At 59.9% G+C, this 18,391-nt stretch carries 18 protein-coding genes, 1 tRNA gene and 1 pseudogene; 8 read left to right on the forward strand and 12 right to left on the reverse strand.

What is annotated here, in order from left to right; genetic code table 11:
- Positions 1-184, reverse strand: a pseudogene (locus EII26_RS13465) (hypothetical protein); the annotation flags it as partial.
- A 222-nt stretch (positions 185-406) separates the two neighbouring features.
- Between EII26_RS13465 and EII26_RS10995 the strand changes: the two are divergent.
- The 3 genes from EII26_RS10995 to EII26_RS11005 all read left to right on the forward strand — a co-directional run bounded on the left by EII26_RS10995 (position 407) and on the right by EII26_RS11005 (position 1,581).
- Positions 407-691, forward strand: coding sequence for a transposase (locus EII26_RS10995; RefSeq protein ID WP_124889212.1), 285 nt, complete (start codon positions 407-409; stop codon positions 689-691).
- 140 nt (positions 692-831) lie between these two features.
- Entirely contained in the window at positions 832-1,194 is a 363-nt protein-coding gene (locus EII26_RS13700) for a DDE-type integrase/transposase/recombinase (RefSeq protein ID WP_446718759.1), read from the forward strand.
- A gap of 6 nt (positions 1,195-1,200) precedes the next feature.
- Positions 1,201-1,581 carry an integrase core domain-containing protein gene (locus tag EII26_RS11005; RefSeq protein ID WP_124889213.1) on the forward strand — a complete coding sequence of 127 codons (381 nt, stop codon included), beginning with the start codon at positions 1,201-1,203 and terminating at the stop codon, positions 1,579-1,581.
- Here EII26_RS11005 and EII26_RS11010 read toward each other — a convergent pair.
- From EII26_RS11010 to EII26_RS13170, 4 genes are all read right to left on the reverse strand, one after another.
- On the reverse strand, positions 1,553-2,392 hold the full coding sequence (locus EII26_RS11010) for a hypothetical protein (protein WP_124889214.1): 840 nt from the start codon (positions 2,390-2,392) through the stop codon (positions 1,553-1,555). The genes EII26_RS11005 and EII26_RS11010 overlap by 29 nt on opposite strands.
- A 2-nt stretch (positions 2,393-2,394) precedes the next feature.
- On the reverse strand, positions 2,395-5,058 hold the full coding sequence (traI, locus tag EII26_RS11015; protein ID WP_158612290.1) for a TraI/MobA(P) family conjugative relaxase: 2,664 nt from the start codon (positions 5,056-5,058) through the stop codon (positions 2,395-2,397).
- Positions 5,055-5,363, reverse strand: a complete 309-nt coding sequence (locus EII26_RS13165; protein ID WP_158612291.1) for a plasmid mobilization protein — start codon at positions 5,361-5,363, stop codon at positions 5,055-5,057. Before EII26_RS13165 ends, traI begins: the two co-directional genes overlap by 4 nt.
- An 82-nt stretch (positions 5,364-5,445) precedes the next feature.
- Positions 5,446-5,652 (reverse strand): hypothetical protein, encoded by a 207-nt coding sequence (locus EII26_RS13170; protein WP_124889216.1) that lies wholly within the window; start codon positions 5,650-5,652, stop codon positions 5,446-5,448.
- 296 nt (positions 5,653-5,948) lie between these two features.
- Here EII26_RS13170 and EII26_RS13175 point away from each other — a divergent pair, with 296 nt between their 5' ends.
- Positions 5,949-6,104, forward strand: a complete 156-nt coding sequence (locus tag EII26_RS13175) for a hypothetical protein (RefSeq protein WP_158612292.1) — start codon at positions 5,949-5,951, stop codon at positions 6,102-6,104.
- 120 nt (positions 6,105-6,224) lie between these two features.
- Positions 6,225-7,742, forward strand: coding sequence for an RNA-binding domain-containing protein (locus EII26_RS11025; RefSeq protein ID WP_124889217.1), 1,518 nt, complete (start codon positions 6,225-6,227; stop codon positions 7,740-7,742).
- A 116-nt stretch (positions 7,743-7,858) separates the two neighbouring features.
- Here EII26_RS11025 and EII26_RS11030 read toward each other — a convergent pair whose 3' ends face one another.
- Positions 7,859-8,617, reverse strand: a complete 759-nt coding sequence (locus EII26_RS11030; protein ID WP_233572726.1) for a helix-turn-helix domain-containing protein — start codon at positions 8,615-8,617, stop codon at positions 7,859-7,861.
- A gap of 261 nt (positions 8,618-8,878) precedes the next feature.
- Positions 8,879-9,085, reverse strand: a complete 207-nt coding sequence (locus EII26_RS11035; protein ID WP_124889219.1) for a helix-turn-helix transcriptional regulator — start codon at positions 9,083-9,085, stop codon at positions 8,879-8,881.
- 329 nt (positions 9,086-9,414) lie between these two features.
- Between EII26_RS11035 and EII26_RS11040 the strand changes: the two genes are divergently transcribed.
- Positions 9,415-10,254: a hypothetical protein gene (locus EII26_RS11040; protein ID WP_124889220.1), complete on the forward strand. Its 840-nt coding sequence runs from the start codon at positions 9,415-9,417 to the stop codon at positions 10,252-10,254.
- Between the two features lie 113 nt (positions 10,255-10,367).
- Here the strand turns inward: EII26_RS11040 and EII26_RS11045 are convergent, their stop codons facing one another.
- From EII26_RS11045 to EII26_RS11065, 5 genes are all read right to left on the reverse strand, one after another.
- Positions 10,368-11,615, reverse strand: a complete 1,248-nt coding sequence (locus EII26_RS11045; protein ID WP_158612294.1) for a tyrosine-type recombinase/integrase — start codon at positions 11,613-11,615, stop codon at positions 10,368-10,370.
- Positions 11,616-11,900: 285 nt separating this feature from the next.
- Positions 11,901-11,988: transfer RNA gene (locus tag EII26_RS11050), tRNA-Ser, on the reverse strand.
- A gap of 121 nt (positions 11,989-12,109) precedes the next feature.
- On the reverse strand, positions 12,110-12,862 hold the full coding sequence (locus EII26_RS11055; protein WP_124889222.1) for a GNAT family N-acetyltransferase: 753 nt from the start codon (positions 12,860-12,862) through the stop codon (positions 12,110-12,112).
- Positions 12,863-12,934: 72 nt separating this feature from the next.
- The gene (locus EII26_RS11060) at positions 12,935-16,369 is read right to left on the reverse strand and encodes a hypothetical protein (protein WP_124889223.1); all 3,435 of its coding nucleotides are present in this window, start codon (positions 16,367-16,369) and stop codon (positions 12,935-12,937) included.
- Positions 16,370-16,527: 158 nt separating this feature from the next.
- Positions 16,528-17,091, reverse strand: a complete 564-nt coding sequence (locus tag EII26_RS11065; protein WP_158612295.1) for a bifunctional adenosylcobinamide kinase/adenosylcobinamide-phosphate guanylyltransferase — start codon at positions 17,089-17,091, stop codon at positions 16,528-16,530.
- 145 nt (positions 17,092-17,236) lie between these two features.
- Here EII26_RS11065 and EII26_RS11070 point away from each other — a divergent pair, with 145 nt between their 5' ends.
- Together EII26_RS11070 and EII26_RS11075 are read left to right on the forward strand one after the other, a co-directional pair.
- On the forward strand, positions 17,237-18,001 hold the full coding sequence (locus tag EII26_RS11070) for an adenosylcobinamide-GDP ribazoletransferase (protein ID WP_124889225.1): 765 nt from the start codon (positions 17,237-17,239) through the stop codon (positions 17,999-18,001).
- 5 nt (positions 18,002-18,006) lie between these two features.
- Positions 18,007-18,387: a bifunctional adenosylcobinamide kinase/adenosylcobinamide-phosphate guanylyltransferase gene (locus EII26_RS11075; protein WP_124889226.1), complete on the forward strand. Its 381-nt coding sequence runs from the start codon at positions 18,007-18,009 to the stop codon at positions 18,385-18,387.
- Positions 18,388-18,391 lie beyond the last annotated feature (4 nt).

Here is an 18,391-nt window from a genome sequence, read left to right on the forward strand (position 1 = left end):
GCGGGTAGTCGCAAAACTCCGTAACGCCGGCGACCCTGTCCCCCTGTCCCAGATCGAACAGGATCTCCGTCCCGACCGGCGACAGGGAGACGATACGGGCCGGGGCCGCGGAGGCGGAGGCAACGAACAGGAGCAGCAAGGATAGCGCAACATAAAAACGCCTATGAACACGCATCAAGAACATGAAATCCCTCCTTGTCTGTTGGAGCTCTACTCGGGAAACAGGTGCCACCGCTCTCAAACGGGACTTTTCCATTCTATCATTCAAACTTCTGCTTCTATCGGTATGTTTTTGAAAAATTTCAATGTCGGAAAAAACGCAACTATGCTGTCCCACAAAGCAGGTGATGCCTCTTGGGTGATATGCCATATATAAGCAGACAAATTGTTAGGTGGAGGTAAGCGGATGTCTAAGGTCTCGCCAAGATACACGGAGGACTTCAAGAAGAGTATCGTCAGTTTGTATCACAATGGGAAGACACAAAGGCAGTTGCACGAGGAATACGGTGTATCTCCAAACACTTTGGCTCGTTGGATCAAAGCCTATTCGGAGGTCAAACTCGACGACAATACCGTCATTACTGCCAAGCAGGTCAAGGCTCTACAGAAGCGCAACGCCTTGCTCGAAGAGGAGAATCTCATCTTTAAAAAAGCGATTGCCATATTCATGCCACACTCAAACAAAGATTAGAGGCCATCCATAAACTCCGAAACGAGCATTCCATCAAGACCCTGTGCCGGGTACTTAGAGTCAATCGGAGTTCTTACTACAAGCATTTTTTCAGTCCGGCCGCACCCAGGCCCCTCGAAAATCAGGATATCCGCGGGAAGATTCTCAGTCTTTACACCCGCTCGGACAAACGGCTCGGTGCTCATAAAATGTGTTGTCGCCTCAAGACGGAATATGGCATAAAGATCAGCGTGGGACGAGTGTACCGCCTGATGCGGGGAATGCAGCTGCCCAGAATGTCGACAGAAAAACCACCGTTTACGCACCGACATCCGCAGCAGGACAGCGCCCCTTGCAGGAACATCTTTAAACAGCAATTCAATCCTCAGGAGCCTGATCGCGTCTGGGCGAGCGATATCACCTATGTCCGCACGGATAAAGGGTTTCATTACATTTGCGTTGTTCTGGATCTTTTTTCGCGAAAAGTCATTGCGTGGCGTGTCAGCTGCAAAGCGGACACATAATTCGTAGTGGACACGGTGGAAGAGGCGCATCTCAAACGGGGGCAGCCGCAGTCGGTGCTGTTTCATTCTGACCGGGGACCTCAGTATACCTTGGAGCAATTTCGACGCTTTCAATTTCGACGCTTTTTGGATGAGCGCAACATCGTGCAGTCTTTCTCTGCACCGGGCTGCCTGTACGATAATGCGGTTGTGGAGTCCTTCTTCAAATTTTTCAAGAAAGAGGAGCTGAACCGGAGGCGTTTTCGTAACCAGGGGGAACTCAAGCGTTCCGTATTTGTGTCCATCGAGGGCTTTTACAACCCCAAGAGGCTCCATTCCGCCAATAGCAATCTCTCTCCAGACGAAAAGGAGGCCGTGTTTAAAAAACAGACATCTCTCCTTCCTTGATTGCTTCGCTTTTTGTGTCCGTTTTCTTGACTATGGTCCAGTCAACGACGCCCACGGCGGCAGCTCGTTCCGGTTCAGATCCACGCTCGACACCCCTTTCCCTGTCCCTTGTCCTGACGATCCGCTCCACCTTGTCCAGCACTTCCCGGCTCAGGCGGTTGACGGTATTCCCCAGTTCCATCATCGAGGCTTCGTCCAGCCCCGTCACCGCGCTGAAGTTCAAGGCCTCGGCCTCTCTGGGATCCAGTCCGCACCGCACCAAAAGATACCAAGTTATGCAGCTATAGGCAAACTCTTTAGAATTTTCTCTATTTACTGCATCGCCATTGTACAGGGCAAAACGATTTTTTTCAAGGTCCTCGGACATGTTTTTTGCCATGCCCTGAAGGAGGTGGGACAGACCGAGAGGGTCGGGCTCGACGCCGCAGCTCGCGGCCAGGAGCTCTGCCGTGCTCCGGGCCTCCTCCGGACGGACCCGCCAGATGTAGGGAGGCGCGTCGTTCTCGTGCCCTCTGGCGGGGTGCGTATCGCCCACGTCGAAGACATGCCGCAGGGCCTCTCCATCCAGCAGCTTGATGCTCTTCTGTCCTTTGTTGACCCATCGGTGGAAGCGCTTGTTCCACAGGTCCATTTCGGCGCAGGCTGTGGCCTCCGGGCGCTGCTTGTAGATGAGAAGCTGGTCCTGAAAGGCATACTTGTGGTTCCGAGCCGCGCAGGTCAGGAACGCCGCCCAGGCTTCCTCGCTTGTTCGAATCTCTTGTTTGACTTCGTTAAATTTCCGTATCGTCTCCCGAAGCGTCGTCTCCGCCATGTTCAGCGCTCCTGTTCCCGCTCAGGATTACGGCGTCCCCGTTCCCGGGCCGGGGCCGTTCGGCCCTCCACGCGAAGGAAATACGCCCGGTACGGCTCGGCCTTGCCGAGCTGAATCGTACCCCTCGGGCCGAAGACGAAGTTTTCCGCCGTCTCCCGGGCATACCGCTCCCAATTCCGGTAACGGTATTTCGCCGCGAACTCCCCGGCCGTCATGTTCCTGCGGCGCATCTCGGGTCCGTTCCGCTCCAGCGCCGACCGGACCTGACCGGCCGTATGTCCCGTCACCCGCATCCGGATCCCTATCATCCCGTCCACCTGCGAGCAGTCCATCGCACCGCCGAAACGACCGGCGATGTCCTCGTAATGCCTCCAATACGCCCCGTCAGGGTCGCACGTCTCGTACTCCGTACCCCCGAGCAGATCCCGGACCTTCCTCATCGCCGCAGCCGCCCTCACGCACCGTATCTCCTTCCCGACGGCCTCCAGCTCCAAAAGCGCTTTTCCGCACAAGCCTCCCTCCGCCTCGACCAGACACGTCGGAGGGTAGCTCCCATCCTCACGGCGGTGTTGGGGCTTGAAGTTGCCGAACGGCGGCAGCCGATGGGCATGGACGGCGCCCGAGAGCTTCGGGTCCCCATAACGCTCGTTCAGGAGCTTCGTCAGCCTGTTGGCCGCCTCTCGCTCCATTTCGGGGTCGTCCCCCGACTTCGGCACGGTCAGGATGGCCTGAAAGCTGCCCGGAGAGGATTCGACGACACAGGCGGGACGGTAGCCGTCTTCCTTGAGCTGTTTCAGTTTCTCCGAGGTCAGGTCGTCGACCAGGATGTGGTGCCTGTCCCGGCTCAGGGGCACGACGTTGATGTTCTTCCGGTTTCGGGCGTACCGCTCCAGAAGCCACAGCCTGTCCCGAACCTCCTCTGCCGTCCTGCCGTCCAGCCCGCCCTTGTCCCGGTCCAGGATGAACGCACGGCTCCCGTCCTCGCGGAACTCCGTCACGACGATACGGAAGCGCTCGGCCCCGACGGCCTCGGCATAGCGCCCGAAGATCTCCGTCTTTGCCCGAAGCCCGCCTCCCTCTTCCCGGTTCATCCTTCTTTCCTCCTCGACCGCCTTACCCAGGTCCGGATTGGAGATCTTCAGCCCGTGCCGGGCGGCCGCCCTCACGCAGAGCCTGCGGTATTCCTCGTCCGTCCCGTTGATCCGGACGCTTCCCCATTTCTGGCAGGCCAGCTGCATGGCCGCAAGGATCGCGGCCTCGTCGCGGTCGTTCTTCAGCACGATCCGACGCCCGCAGTCGATGAAATCCGCATGGCCCGGACGGCGGCAGTAGGCGACGGCAAACGCGGACCTCACGGCAGCGTAGTCCCGGATGTCGGCGGACCGGGTGCTCTCCGGAACGCCCCTCCGTTCTCCCGTCAGGACCGCCCGGCCGGGGTACCGGTAGTGCAGGAACGGCCCCTCGTCATCCAGGGCCTCGAGCCAGCGTCGGAAGCCGGGGAAACGCCCCTTGAAGCCAAAACCTTCCCGAAGCTCGGCCGTCTGCCGGCGGTGCTCGTCCCTCAGGTCCAGCTTCTCGGCCAGGTGACGCGCCGCCAGAAGGCTGCGCCGCTGGTTCAGTTCCCTCCCTCTGCCCCTCCAGCTGCCGCCCCTCCACAGAGACTCGCGCTCCGCCCTCTGCGCCCGCCACAGCCTCTCGCGCTCCTGCCTCTGGGATGCCTTCAGCTCCCGGAGCCTCCAGCTCCGCTCCTCCATACAACGGCGTCTCTGCTGTACGTAAGCCCGCCAGGAGCGCTCCACCTCCGGCTCCCCGGCAATGCGGTCCGCAGGGCGTTCCCGAAGCTCCGCCGGCTCCACGCCGTACGCACGAAACTCGCCCAGACGGGTGACCAGGCGCGAGAAACTGCATGCACGGTCCGCCTGAGACGTCTTGACGAACGCATCCCCGATCCGCAGGACCGCCCCGCTTCCCTTCCGCTCGAAACGGATGCCCTCCACGGCCAGCCGCTCATGCAGCTCCGCCCAGCTCACGGCCCTCAGGAGGATGGGGGCAGCCGTCTCCCTGGCGATGCGCTCCGCGCTCTTCGTCCCGGTGTGCGCCTCGATGTCGCGAGCCTTCTGAGACATCCCAGGGATTTTTCTCCCCCTCTTCTCGACGATGTCGCCCTCCGGCGTAACGAAACAGCGCCCGGATTCCTCGACCTCCCAGCCCTGCGCCAGCTCTATCCTCCGTGCCGCGCGCTCGAGGGCCTTGTACGTCCAGTTTCCGGCGGGTTGAATGGCCCGCCCGGTCTCCGGGTCGATGCGGTTCACCGCAACGTGGACATGGAGGTTCCGCGTATCGCCCTGCAGTGCCCAGAGGGCCTGGCAGTCCCCGAGGTCCAGTTCGCTCAGGGCGATCTTCACGGCCTCGTCGGCCTGTTCACTTGTGGGTATTTCCATCTCGCGCCAGGAGAGGATGAAGTGGAAGGCCGGGTCCTTGCATCGGACGTTTTCCGTCGCAAGCGCCTCCATCTCCACGAAGGCCGTGTCGGGGGAGGAGAGGTTCTGCATCCCCACGTGGAGCACGCTCCCGGCCCCGTGCCCCGTGACGCCCAGGCAGTAGTCCGTGAGGGCCTTGAAGCTCGTCCTGCCGTCCCGTCGCTTCGGGGGAACCTTGGCGATCACCGGGCCACCCTCCTCTCCAGTTCCCGTGCGCAGGCCGTCAGCGCTCCTATCGCCTCGGCGGTCCTGGCGCTGTACGTTCCACGCGTCTCGTTGTGGATGTGCTTCAGGAGCCCGCCCAGCCGGCGCAGCTCCGCGAGCACCCGCAGGTCCGTCTTCGGCACCACGCGCCGTCCGAAGAGACGCCGGCGCAGGTACTCCGACAGCGAGAGCGCCGCAGCGTCGGCCTGCTCCGACGCGTCCGCGTACTCCCGCTCCGTCAGTCTGGCGTAGATGCGCCTCGGGCGCCGCTGTTTTTCCTGTGTCATGTCGTCTCGCCGCACTCCCTACGCACTCCGGCGGGAGTGCGGGGCCGAAAAGGGGTTGCAGGGGGATAACTCCGTTTCCCAATCATTTGTAGGCAAGGCGGCTTTTGCGAACCGCGGCGAAGGCGTACATAACAGTACGTCGAGCAAGGTGAGCAAAAACAACGAAGCATACGAAGGATTTGGAATCGGAATAAGTCCTCTTGCTGCCGTCCGGGGCCAGAGCCCCGGCAAGCAGGGCGCGAGAGAAGGACACCGGTCCGCCGATTGCGCCGATGCGCTTGTCCGGCAAGCCACGCCAGTGGATTTGTCGGACAAGCGCCTGCTTGTCCCGCGCTTTACTTCGTGGTGAAGTGTATCAGCGATGGATTGGAGGTAAACCCTTATAAGGTCCTCGTTCAGGCGTCACAAAGACCTCAGGGACACACGAAAGCCCCGCCCGGGCTTCGTAAAGGCTTCGGGAAAGGTCGGCAGGCCTCGTGAAGGCCTCGCATCTTCTTCACGGGACCTCGTAAAGGGCCGCTTTGTCAACTCGTATGAATACGGCTGCTATCCTGCCGTCAGACGTCCTGGGGAGGAGGTGAAACCATGGAGGACAAGGAAAAGAAGGCTCTGCAAAGAGCTCTGGCCGAGATTCGCTCCCGGCCCCCGGTGGGCCGCCGCCGACGGCCCCACGATTTCAGCTCCGTCGTCAGAACTCTGTTCCGCGAAATCTCCGAACTCAGACCGTCCTGGAAGCACTAGATTCCCTCGGTACTCAGCATGAAAATCTCGGGATCGAAAGCTCCGCTGACGGCGACAAAGACTGTATAATGGCATGACTCGGATATCATCCAGTCTTCAAGCATTGGGAGGAGGCACTCCATGATCGTCGACGAAAAGCGTATTCTCGACCTGATAAAACGCGGCGAGGGAATTTCACTGGAGTTCAAATCCTCCTGTCGCCAAATCAATCGTGATGTTTACGAGACGATATGTGCCTTCCTGAACAGAAACGGCGGCACTTTGCTGTTGGGCGTCCGAGACTCGGGCGAGATCGTTGGCGTCGAAGCCGAGGCCGTGGAAGGGATCAAAAAAGATTTCGTCAACACGGTGAACAACCCGCAAAAGCTCAATCCCCCCGCCTATCTTTCGATCGATGAGGTTTCCCTCCAAGGGAAAACCCTCCTGCATGTCTACGTCCCGGAGAGCTCCCAGGTGCATCGCTGCAACGGACGCATCTACGACCGTAACGAGGACGGCGACCTCGACATCACGGACCAGACCCCACAGGTCGCTCGGCTTTACCAACGCAAGCAGAGCACCTACACCGAGAACACGGTATATCCCCATATCGGATTGCAGGACCTCAGGAAGGACCTCATCGAGCGCTGCCGTAAAATGGCGGCAGCATGGACGGCCGGGCACCCCTGGAGCCAGATGGATGATGCCGAGCTGGTCCAGAGCGCACAGCTCATGCAGACCGACCCGCAAACGCTCCAGCGCGGCGTGACCCTGGCCGGCGTTCTCCTGCTCGGCGGCGACAACCTCATACTCTCGACCCTGCCCCATCACCGAACCGACCTCATCCTGCGCAAGGTGAACCTCGACCGCTACGACGACAGGGATCTCGTCCGCACCAACCTGATCGACAGCTACGACCGTATCATCGCCTTCGTTCAGAAAAACCTGCCGGATCCCTTTTATTTGGAGGGGGTCGAACGCATCAGCGTCCGCGACACGATCTTTCGTGAGGTGGCCTCAAACATCCTCATCCACCGGGAATATACCAGCGCCTTTCCGGCCAAGCTGATCATCGAATATGGCCGGGTCCGCACGGAAAATGCCAGCCGGGCCCATGGCTTCGGCCTTTTGGACCCGTCTAGTTTCAGCCCATATCCCAAAAATCCAGTCATTGGAGCTTTTTTCAGGGAAATTCATCGTGCGGATGAGTTGGGTTCCGGCATGCGAAGGATGCTGCGTTACGGCAAAACATATGGCGGAGCAGACCCCGAGATGATCGAGGGGGACATCTTCCGTATCGTTGTCAGCGTCCCCGAATTCAGTGGCATCGCCCACCGAGAGTTTTATTCCGAAGCTGCCGGCACCCAGTCGGCACCCAGTCGGCACCCAGTCGGCATCCAGTCAGCACCCAGTCAAGCCCAATACAAGATCCTGGTTTACTGTCTTGAAGAACGCTCTTTTTCCGAGTTGTTGGGGCTTTCGGGAAGGAAAGACCGTACCAAATTCCGAAGGCAGGTCCTGACGCCCATGCTCGACGCCCGATGGCTCGAGAGGACCATTCCCGACAAGCCCACCAGCAGACAGCAAAAATACAGGTTGACCGAGGCCGGGAAGGCCCTTCTGAAAAACCTGGAGAACGGGCAGGGGACAGAGGCATGAAGCGAAGCCCGGACACACATTCCCTGCGCCATAATCCGGAACTTCCGAGGCACGCTCCAAAGTTCATGACACTTCCGCGCTGACGGCCGGGGGAATGCTCATTCCGGAGATTCTTCTCATCCGGGGTCGTAGAATCCCTCACTGACAAGCCAGTCACGGAGACAGGGAAGACGGCCTTCTTCTCCCTTGCCGACGAGCTTCTCCGCCTCTTTCTCGAAAATGTCGAACCGCCGACGAACAGTCCTCAAACGCCTCTCCGTCTCCCTTTGCGATATCCCGACGGGGAACAAGGCCAGAAAAGCCTTGCGGGCTTCACCCCGATACTGCTTGCAGGGGGTATGTTCCCAGAGCTCCGTAAAGACATCCTGAAGCATGGGACTGTCGATCTCATCCGGTTCGGACTCTGTTTCCTTTTCGTCTTCTCTGTCCTTTTTTCTTGTGTCATAGTGTTCTTGTCTTTTGGGTATAGTTCTCTGGGTATAGTTTCCGGCTCTTTCGGACCCGACCTCGCAATCCGTCGGAGCCGACCTGTCGGACGCCGATCCGACGTCGGCATCCTCAGGGCCGACGTCCCCGGAGCCAACCTCGGCTCCGTCATCGCCACACTCCTCGATACGGAACGGCAAAGAGTAAAGCGTACGGTCGAACTCCCTGCTCCCCGGTATCAGGCGCTGCTGTCGGGTAACGTATCCGGCCCTCTCCAGGCGCTGAAGGGCACGTTTGGTCGTGGCCAGGGACACCCCGGCACGCTCCGCGAGCCTCGAGAGGCTCGGCCAGGCTTCGCCGAAAGCGTTCACGAAGGTGTCCAGCGCCGAATAGACCACTATGTCCAGGGCCCTCAGACTCTCGTCCCCGAACATCTCCAGAGGAATCATCGCAAATTTCCTGTCCATCCGACTTGCCCCCCTACAGAGACTGCCATTTTTCAAAAGCCTTCCTTTGCATCGCGGAGATGCCCCACGCCCCAACAGCCGAGGCGATGCCACGGACGGAGCGATTTTTCCGTTTCAACAGATCTCGAAGAAAGGACTCGGGAGGAATCGTGAAGTGCTGTGACTTGATGACGCGGTGAATCCCTTATCCCCTGGCTAACCTCCTATGCACGATCTGCACCATAAATCTTTCGTCGTTCTTTTTCATCTGCCCTCTCCGTAGGCTCCCTTAGGGCGCGTACGGAGCCACTCCTCCACCTCGGTGGCATTCCAGCGGCTCGCCCTTCCCAGCTTCACCGGTAAGGGAAAATCCCGCTTCAGCCAGAGATAAACTGACGCACGGGAGACGTTAAGCCGTTCGGCCACTTCCGCTACCGTCAGCAGACGGTCTTCTTCATGGATGCCCGCCATTTCCAAGTTCCCTCCCAACTCCTCAAGATTGGTCGATATTGACAACATCATGAGAATATCATAGGCTTATGACAAATATCAACATCATTTAACCGTTATCATTTAGAGAGGGGATATTGTTATTGAAGACAATCGCCCAAAGATACGAGCTTTCGTTTGTATGGCACCGATCTCCAACCGGATACCGCTGGGAGGAGTGTGAACTGTGCGATCCATGGGGTGAGCCCGTCAGGCTGTGGGGCAAGGAGAAAAAAAGAGAATTCGAAACGCTGCTCCATCCCCTCCCGGAGGGGCCGTTTCTTGTGGAACTCCATCCCGGATTACGATCGATGCCGTGGGAACCTCTCGCAAATCCGCTTCTCTTCGCCCAGTTTGCAGATCTTCAGCCGGACCAGGACGCCTTTATTGCCTGGGCGAACGGACATGGCAGATTGATCGACGTCGAGGCCCAGCAGGAGAATTACGTTTTTATCTTTCCCCGATACATCCCTTTCGAGGATGCGGACGTCGCTTTTCAGAGAGACAGGGGCGTTGGTATCACCGAAAAGGATGGGCGCTATTATCGCTGCACCCGAATCGATCCTCTGTCCTTCTGGCTTCAGGAATATCGCGAGCTGAGTTTCTGCGTGACGTTGTGGGAGCTGGCCCTCAAAAAGGATTCAAGGTTGAACGGAATACTGGAATGGTGTCCGGATACGGAACGAATCTACGTCAACAAGATCTGGAAAGAGGCGCTGAACGACATCGATTTCGATAGACTGGCAAGGGATCCAGATTACGAACCGCGCTGCGGCGCCGGGCGCGACAGGCTGTACGATCCTCGTCCGTCACACGTCGGCCCCGGAAAGGTCGACCTGATCAAGGCCGCTTTTCTGTACCTTCGGCAGGAGACAAACCGCAAACTGAAACAATATCCTCTGAACGTTCTTTTCCGGAGCACCCCGACCGGAGAACCGCACAAGGTCATCGAACCGAGCAGCCTGCTTTCGGCCATGTGGTATCAGTTCTTCCTGGCACAGACTGGAGAAATAAAGCTGCGGAGGTGTGCGCTGTGCGGAAAATGGGAGAACATGGAGGGACATCGCACCACGTGGACCCGACACGCGGGGTGTGCGAACTACGACCGACTGAAACGCGCACGGCTGAAAAAACGGAGAATAAGCCCGTAATCAAGCATTTCATGAGAAAAGCACCGCATAAATCTGCCATCAGACCAGGTTCTCATCTGTCGACAGAGAGTTTTCTTATTGGCGCCGTCATTAACGACAACGCTGCACTGCTCCTAAAAACTCTCCTGTTTTTCAGAAGCACAGGGAACAGCTTCAGCCCTAGAAGAAAAGCCTCTCAGCCCGTCCAGCCAGTCCGCCCAGGCCTGCATCATTTCTCTCCGTTCCGGCAATCTTTCCGCACGATTGTAGGCGGCTCTGACGCTGTTGCCTTCCACATGGGCAAGGCTCAGCTCGATGAGGTCGCTGTTCCAGCCCTGTTCATTCAGATTGGTTGAAGCGGTAGTCCGGAATCCGTGCGCCGTCATCTGCTCATTGGTATAGCCCATTGAGCGGAGGGCTACCCGCACCGTGTTCTCCGACATGGGAGTACTTTTGGAGGTGATTGCGGGAAAAACGAAACGGGAATCCCCACTCAGAGGTTCCAGAGCTTTCAGGATATCGATGACCTGGCGCGCCAGTGGAACGATATGAGCCCGTCGATTCTTCATGCGGGTTTCGGATATGCGCCAAAGCGTTGCGCCGAAGTCCATTTCCTTCCATTCGGCCTTACGGATCTCTCCCGGCCTTTGGAACGTATAGAGCGAAAACCACAGGGCGGCGCGTACGATGGGGCTTCCATTGTACGACGCGATGCGCGTCATCAGATCCGCCACGTCCTTCGGGGCCGTGAGAGCTCCAAAATGGCGTACCCGCCTTGGTTTCAAAGCCCCTTTGAGATTCATGGTGACATCGATCTCCGCGTCGCCCCTCGCGATGGCGAAACGCAGAACCTGACCCACGATCAGTTTGGATTTGTAAGCACTTTCCGGCGTTCTCTGCTCAATGGCCTGCAGCAGGCTCAGGACTGCCTGCGTCGAGATCTCACGAACCGGACACTCGCCTAGCCGGGGCAAAATGTAGACCCTCAACTTGTGCCTGACATCCGTGCAGTGGGAGGCCGACCAGGCTCCCGCCTGCTGTTGATACCACTCCTCGGCCACGCGCGCGAAGGTCATGGCCTTGATGGCCTCCACACGGGCGGCCTCCTCGCGCTCGGCGCGTTTTTTCTCCTGTGGGTTGACTCCCATTGCGAGCTCGTGCTTGAAAGCGTTTTTCAGCTTCCTCGCATCGGCAAGCCCAATGAGCGGGTACGGCCCAAGCCCCGCCCTCTTTTCTTTCCCATCCAGCCAGTAACGGAGCACCCAGCTTTTGGCCCCGCTCTTTTTCACCAGGAGCATAAGCCCATCGCCATCGGAGAGAGAGTAGTTGCCTCCATTTTCACGGGCTTTTGCATTTCGGACCGCCATTTCTGTCAATGCCATTTCTCTGCCCTCCCGTATAACGATTTTGAACATGCCTGTGTATAACGAAAACCCACGCCGTATAACTCCAAGAGTCCACTAAAACATTGCAGGGACTATTGAAACGGGGTTTGACCGTATAACTCCCAAGGCTGTTCCGAGTTCTCAGCTCCATTATACAGTTTGTTATACGGTAGTCGATTTGATTCAGGGATATTCCGGTAGATATCACCAGACAAGAGAAAAGCAAAAACCCCGCTTGTGAGCGGGGTTTTTAACTTGGTCAGATTTCTGCGGAAATAAAAATGGCGGAGACGTAGAGATTCGAACTCTAGGAGCATTGCTGCTCAGACGCTCTCCAAGCGCCCGCCTTCGACCACTCGGCCACGTCTCCGCAAAAACACGAGAGGTATTATACACGCAACCCGCCATTCAGGGAAGGGGCAATTTTTGCTGTGCTGTAAAGTTTTCCTGAAGCGGCGAAAAACGGAGGGCACGGACATGGGCCCGGTGCCTCAAAAAACGTCGTCGTTTGTGGAAAATAGGGGAATCTCCGACAGAGACTCGAACCCGACGCTCTGATAAAAGGGAACGCCCGACGGCGTCGCCTGAAGCACGATCCGATCCCTTCCCTCGACGCGGGCGATCCTCACGATCTCCCTCATCATGGCGGTCGCCACGCCCCTTCGCCGGAAGAAGGGCAGAACCGCGAAATAATACACCCCCACCCTGGAGGGGTCCAGAGCCACAAGAAAAGCGCCCGCATCCCGATCTCCGACACGGGCCGTCACAAGCCTCAAAGCCCCATCCCGTCGCATCTCGGCGGCCAGTGCGGAAAAACTGTTGGGCGCACCGGCCTCGGCCCCGAAACCGAACCATACGGCATCGGCCCAACGCCCGGCCCCCGCATCGTCTCCGACCGGCTCGAACGCAACCCGCAGGCCATCCCTCTCCCCGAGTCCGTCGCACCCCCGATTCATGGCCAGCAGACGCCCCGCCTCCCGAAGACCCAACCGAATCAGACGCTCCTCGCCATCCCCCAGGAGGGGCCACACGAAAGGCAGACCGCACGTCTCAAAGAAACGGAGCGCGGACCGAACCGGCCCTTCATCCGAAATGCTCGCCGGAAAAAAAGCCCAGTTCTCCGAGGCCGCATCGGACCCGGTGGAAAGACAAAATCCTCCGCCCGCCTCCGCAACCAAGTCCATGGAGCGGCAATGGGGCAGCCCCCTGAGCCGCCCCAAAAAGAACTCCAGGTTCTCCAGCACTCCACCGCAACCTTTTGGCAGAGCTGCTCCCTCCTTTCATCGCGCTCCCCGCAAAGGATGGATAAACCGGCATCAATTCCGCAGGAGCACGCGCTCTCCATCCCCGCAAAACGCATTCATCAGCCCGGACATCTCCGGTTCGGCATTGCCAGGTCCACCATCCCAAACCCGCAGGTCCGTCCCCCCACTCAACCACCGGGACAGATCGCACAGCCCCCACGCCAAGGCCAACGACGCGGTCCGGCCCTCAGCCCCGGAAAGAGAGATAGGGTGGCCTTCACGTTCCAGCAGTACCGCCAAGGCATCGCCTCCACGAAGGAGACGGAGCGGATTTCCGCTCCTCGCAAGGCGGGCGTTGGCCCTTCTGAGGATGGACTCGAACGCCAGTCTGCGCACATACCCACGAAACGCGGCCTTTCGCTCCGAGGAATCTTCGGCGTTGAAAAAGACGCGGCGGCGGAGGGCATCTCCGTATTCCCTATAAATTTTTTCTCCCTCCGCATCCGACCCCATATCCAAGTAGAGGGTCCCAGCCCTGTCCAGCAATCTGGTTAGGTCCGTAAGCTCCCCGGCGGCTCCGGACGCAATCGACAGGCTTCGGAGCTCGGCCTGGGCAAATTTCGCATCGTCCTGAGCCCCGCCTATCTCAAAGCCGGCCCTCGAAAGATCCCTCAGACGGTCCTGCAGCTCCTTTCGATCCTCTTCCGGAAGACAGGCGGAGAGATAGTCGTCCTCGTTTCGAAACCCCTTGGCCAGCAGGAACTTGCCGAAGGCGATCTCCTCCTTCTGCACCAATTCCCGCCTCGTCGCCTGGCTTGTTTCCAGATCATGAAGACGGATCATGACGCCTTCCAGACGATCCCGGCTTTCGTTTCTGGCCTCTCGACGCAACTCCAGTTGCCGACGCACATCCTCTACGGATTCCCTCATGCGGGCTTCTTCGACCTGAGGGTCCTTGGAGGCGAAGAGGACGACACGCTGCTGCTGCAGCGCATCCCGTTCCGTCTCCAGACGCTTGATCAGCTCCGCCTTGCTCCCGGCCTCGGCCTTGAGATCATCCCGTACCTTTTGCGTAGCGTTCAAGGCCGCCTGCTCCGTACAGAAAGTCCGCTCCAGCCCCTCCTTCTCCTCCTCCCTCCGCAGCCAGGAGGCGGAACGCGCCTCCAGAAGATCGAGCAGCTGACGGGGGTTCTCGTCCGGAAGGTTCTTGTAGCCGAAGAGGGAGATCTGGCCGATCAATTCCCTGCGAATGCTGTTGAAGGACTCCTCGTGACCGCGAATCTCCTTCTCCAGCCGCTCGACCTCCGCCTGTTCCTTCTTCAACCCGGAGAGTGCCTCCTGATGGAAGCGCGTCAGTTCCTCCTGACTTCCCCGGATCCTCTCCAGCTCGTCCCGAGCGGCCAACAGTTCCCGTTCGGCCTCCTCCGCGGTTCCCAGCACATCACGTGCCCTCTGCAGCTGGTCACGCGCCTTTTGGCGCGCCCGGTCCAGTTCCTCGAGGGGCGAAACCCCGATACCCAACTTCAAGCCCAGGGAGGCGACATCCTCGGTGATCGCGACGTCCAACAGGGCAAGTTCCCGGCCAAGCTCCTCCTCTCCCCGTCCGGCAGCGAGGATATCCTCCTCCAGACGGGCGGCCAGGGACTGGCGGGACACGAAATCCTCCTTCAGGGCCTCCAGATCCTTGGAGGCCTCGAGGAGTTGACGACGAGCCTCGTCCGAACTCGGCGTTGCACCGCCCGAATAGGGATGGGCCAAGGCCCCGCAGAGGGGACAGGGCGTCGAATCCTGAAGAAGATGGCGCATTTCGCCCATCTCGTCCACGCGCCGCAGCAGTTCCACCCGTTTCTCGAGCTGCTGCAGCCCAGCCTCCCCCCGCTCGATCCTGCCGGCCTGCTCGGCCTCCCTCATGCCCAGCTCTCTTCGCTCCAGCTCCATCTTCAATCTCCGGTCCAGCAGCTCCCGCATCTCGTCCCGGAGCTCACGCTCCCGATGCAGGTTCGCCGCCAGACGGTCCATATCGCGGAGCCTCCGCTCGGAGGACGAACAGGATTCGCGCCACTCCTCCAGGCTCTTTCCCTTCAGGCTGGCCCCGAAAAACGCCTGTGCCCTCTCAAAGTTCTTCTCGACGACCCCGAACCGGTGCGACATGTCCGAGAACATCGCCTGCCTGTCGTTCAGTGCGCTTTGGGCGTTCTGCCTCCCTTTAAGAGCCCTCTCGTACGCATCTTTCAGGGCGTGACGATTCTTCTGGGCTTGGGAGAAGAGGTCGAAACACTTACGGATTCCGCCCAACGCCCGGGACAATTTTTCATCGGCGGGAGTGCTCTGGAGGTGTTTTCGGACATCACGGAGTGCGATTCCCGTCTTTTCCAGTTCCGCTCGCTCCCGCTCCGCGCGGGCAGACGTTTCGCAAAGGGACTTCTCCATGGCCTGAAACTGCTCCCGGGCCTCCTGCACCGCCTCCTGACGGTCACGGACCTGCAGGTCCAGATCGCGGACCGTCCGGAGCGTATCCGCAAGTCTTTTCTGTTGGACGAGACGCTCCCGCAGGGTGGTCTCCGCGAGATTGTAGGCCTCCTCCGCAACCTGCATATCGGCCCGATAACGCGTCAGCTCGGTCTTCAGATTCAGCTGTTCGACCCGATCCCGCTCCTGCTCCTTCCGCAGCACCGTAAGCGCACGATGGGCTTCCGTAAGCTCGAGGGCCCGACGAGCCTGTTCCAAACGGCGGCGGTCCGGCGCGAAAAGCGCCATCTCCTTCTCCCAGTCCGCCTTCCTCCGTTCCAGGTCCCGCAGCTCCCTCTCGTTTCGGGCAAGCCGGTCCCCATACTGGGAGGTTCCGTCCATCCGGGACAAAGAGCCCTCCAGCTCCTCCAAATCGTGCAGGACCTCAGCCAACTCCCTCCTGAGCCTCTTCACGTTGCCGGCGACGGGAAGTTTGCCCTGAGCGCGTCTCTCCTCCTTCTCGGTTCTGTACTTCTCGTAAGCCAAAGAGGCGACTGCGCCGTACACGTCCTCCCCCAGCAGGGCATCCAAAATCGCAGCCCTGGCCCCGGGCTCCGCATTCAAGAATACGGAGAAATCTTCCGTCCGCAACTGGGACGAGCGCACAAAGGCTCCAAAGGAGATCCCCGTAAGGGCCTCGACCGAGCGGGACTCCTCCTGCAGCGCCGAATCGTCGCCGATCCGGTGCAATGTCCTCGACAGGAGTCCTTCGCCCCCCCGGTCCGGAGGACAAGCGGCCCTGTATCGTTCAAGGGACGTCCCCTCGCCCCCCGATTCGAACAGCACCTCGAACCCATACGAGCCGACCCCGTCCGGGAGCGGCGGAAGGGAAGCGTCGCCGGACCGAGGGGCACGTCCATAAAGGAGCAGGCAGAGGATGTCGAACAGCGGGGCCCCGGCAAACGCATCGGCGACGAGAATACCGGAACCGGAGAGATCGAGAACGCGGTCATCCGAGAGATTTTCGGGGTGATTTCGCTTTATCCGAAGGATACGCATCAGAAGATCGAAGCCTCCTATCACCGAAATCAGCGTAGGGCAAGCTCGGGGCTTCCCGCCAAAACGGTGGAAAAACACGGTGGGAGGCACGAGACGTTCCGGCCTCCCCTTGCAGCCACTTGTTTCGTTATCATTATAGCGTAACGCCGGCCACCGATTCAGCCCCAAAGCACATCCGGCACAAGCGGGCTTCCCTTCTGTACATGGGGACAACCACAGGCGCATTCCACGGCGATGTCGGCCTCCTTGACCAAGACGACGTGAAGCTCGCCCAGGGCACGGAGGTAGGCCTCGGTCCCGGGATCGTAACGCACTCCGTCACAGAATAGGTCGTTCGACACAATCAGCAGATTCGCCACACGCGCCCTCAGAGACAGGACCGTCCGTCGAATCGTCCGTACAACCTCGTCCGCCTCCGCAGCCGGTCCGCCGTCGCCGAACAACTCGTTGGCCGTCCAGTTGCCCAGGCATTCCAAAAGCACCGTTGCAGAGCATGGCAACGAGGACAGGACGCCCTCCAGATCCTTCGGCCGCTCGATCGTCAAAAACCCCCGCTCCCGCCGCGCCGCCCTATGACGCTCGACGCGGCGGCTCATCTCCTCGTCCAGGATACGCGCCGTCGCGAGATACACCCGCGGCCCCTCCGGGGAAAAAACCATCGCCGCACGCTCCGCCCACTCGCTCTTGCCGCTGCGCACCGCCCCCGAAACGAAGACGAACATCCCACGCCCTCCATCCACGAGGATCCTGTAAAATTGAAGCACCCCCCTCCGCCGAGCACACGGGCTCGCGGAGACGGGGCTTCGAAGCCGAATCGATCTTTCTTTGTTACTTTCTATACAATGAGAAGGAGTCGACCCGTACCCCATGGATATTATACGTTCCTTTCTGATCGCCTGCTCGTTTCTGACCGTCCTGCCCGTTCCGGGCCCGGACTGGACGGAGAGAAACACGCGTTTTTTCAACCTCGTGCTGCCCCTGGTGGGGCTGGTGCCGGGGACGGCCTGGCTTGCATCCTTCTCCATACTGTCGCTCTGGGAGGCATCCCCACTCCTTCGAGGGATTCTCATGGCCCTTATCGCTCTCGCCGTCACCGGGGGAATTCACAGGGACGGGCTCATGGATACCTGCGACGCGCTCTTTTCCCGACGGGATCGGGCGACGCGCCTCAGGATACTCTCGGACACCCATACCGGAGCCTTTGCGGTGATGGGCTGTACCGCCGTAACGCTGTTGCAGAGCGCCATCTTCGCGGAGCTTCTCGACCGTGCGACGCCCGGCGTTCCCTGGCCGCTCCTGGCCCTCGTCCCCGTCTGGTCCCGGCTGGGGCTCGGACTCTTGCTGAACGGCCTTCCGTTCGCCAAGGACGATGGGCTGGCCCGCACTCTGGGGACGGCGCAGAGTCCGCACCACAATCGCATCCTCACGTTGGGGGCGCTGGCGCTCTTCCTCCTGACGGCTTGGGGCGGGGGGGCTCCGGCCCTGGCCGTCCCCGCGGTCTGGCTCACCGCGTTCCTGCTCTGGCGGCATTGCTGCATGACGGTATTCGGCGGGATCACGGGCGACCTGCTGGGCGCGTTTGCGGAGCTATCCGAGACCGCGATGCTCCTGACCCTGACGATCGTGAGGTGACGGCGATGCACCTGATCCTCGGAGGGCGTCACATGGGCAAGCGCGCCTATGCCGAATCACTCTACGGGCGTTTTTCATCCGTCTGCGACCTGGGCCGCGAGGACCCCGAGGCCATGGCCGGCGCAGCGGTCGTGCTCAACCTTCAGGAGGGAGTCCGCTCCCTGATGGGACAAGACATCGACGTGAGGACGTTTTTTGAAGCCCGCATGGAGCACCTGCGTCAATCCGTCCTGATCGGAGACGAGATCGGGGGCGGTATCGTCCCCATGGAGCCGTTCGAACGGCGATGGCGGGACGAGACGGGGCTTCTCTACCAAATTCTGGCTCGGGAGGCAACGATCGTCGACCGAGTCTGGGCGGGCCTCCCCACGCGTCTGAAGGGATGAGGAC

Source organism: Fretibacterium sp. OH1220_COT-178 (genome assembly GCF_003860125.1).
Lineage (GTDB): Bacteria > Synergistota > Synergistia > Synergistales > Aminobacteriaceae > CAJPSE01.

Coding starts and splice junctions, on each gene's coding strand:
- EII26_RS11045 (WP_158612294.1), bottom strand. CDS start 11,615: ATGGCATTGACAGAAATGGCGGTCCGAAATGCAAAAGCCCGTGAAAAT.
- EII26_RS11025 (WP_124889217.1), top strand. CDS start 6,225: ATGATCGTCGACGAAAAGCGTATTCTCGACCTGATAAAACGCGGCGAG.
- EII26_RS11035 (WP_124889219.1), bottom strand. CDS start 9,085: ATGGCGGGCATCCATGAAGAAGACCGTCTGCTGACGGTAGCGGAAGTG.
- EII26_RS11065 (WP_158612295.1), bottom strand. CDS start 17,091: ATGTTCGTCTTCGTTTCGGGGGCGGTGCGCAGCGGCAAGAGCGAGTGG.
- EII26_RS10995 (WP_124889212.1), top strand. CDS start 407: ATGTCTAAGGTCTCGCCAAGATACACGGAGGACTTCAAGAAGAGTATC.
- EII26_RS11070 (WP_124889225.1), top strand. CDS start 17,237: ATGGATATTATACGTTCCTTTCTGATCGCCTGCTCGTTTCTGACCGTC.
- EII26_RS13175 (WP_158612292.1), top strand. CDS start 5,949: ATGGAGGACAAGGAAAAGAAGGCTCTGCAAAGAGCTCTGGCCGAGATT.
- EII26_RS11075 (WP_124889226.1), top strand. CDS start 18,007: ATGCACCTGATCCTCGGAGGGCGTCACATGGGCAAGCGCGCCTATGCC.
- EII26_RS11060 (WP_124889223.1), bottom strand. CDS start 16,369: ATGCGTATCCTTCGGATAAAGCGAAATCACCCCGAAAATCTCTCGGAT.
- EII26_RS11010 (WP_124889214.1), bottom strand. CDS start 2,392: ATGGCGGAGACGACGCTTCGGGAGACGATACGGAAATTTAACGAAGTC.
- EII26_RS11030 (WP_233572726.1), bottom strand. CDS start 8,617: ATGATTCCTCTGGAGATGTTCGGGGACGAGAGTCTGAGGGCCCTGGAC.
- EII26_RS11040 (WP_124889220.1), top strand. CDS start 9,415: ATGCCGTGGGAACCTCTCGCAAATCCGCTTCTCTTCGCCCAGTTTGCA.
- EII26_RS13165 (WP_158612291.1), bottom strand. CDS start 5,363: ATGACACAGGAAAAACAGCGGCGCCCGAGGCGCATCTACGCCAGACTG.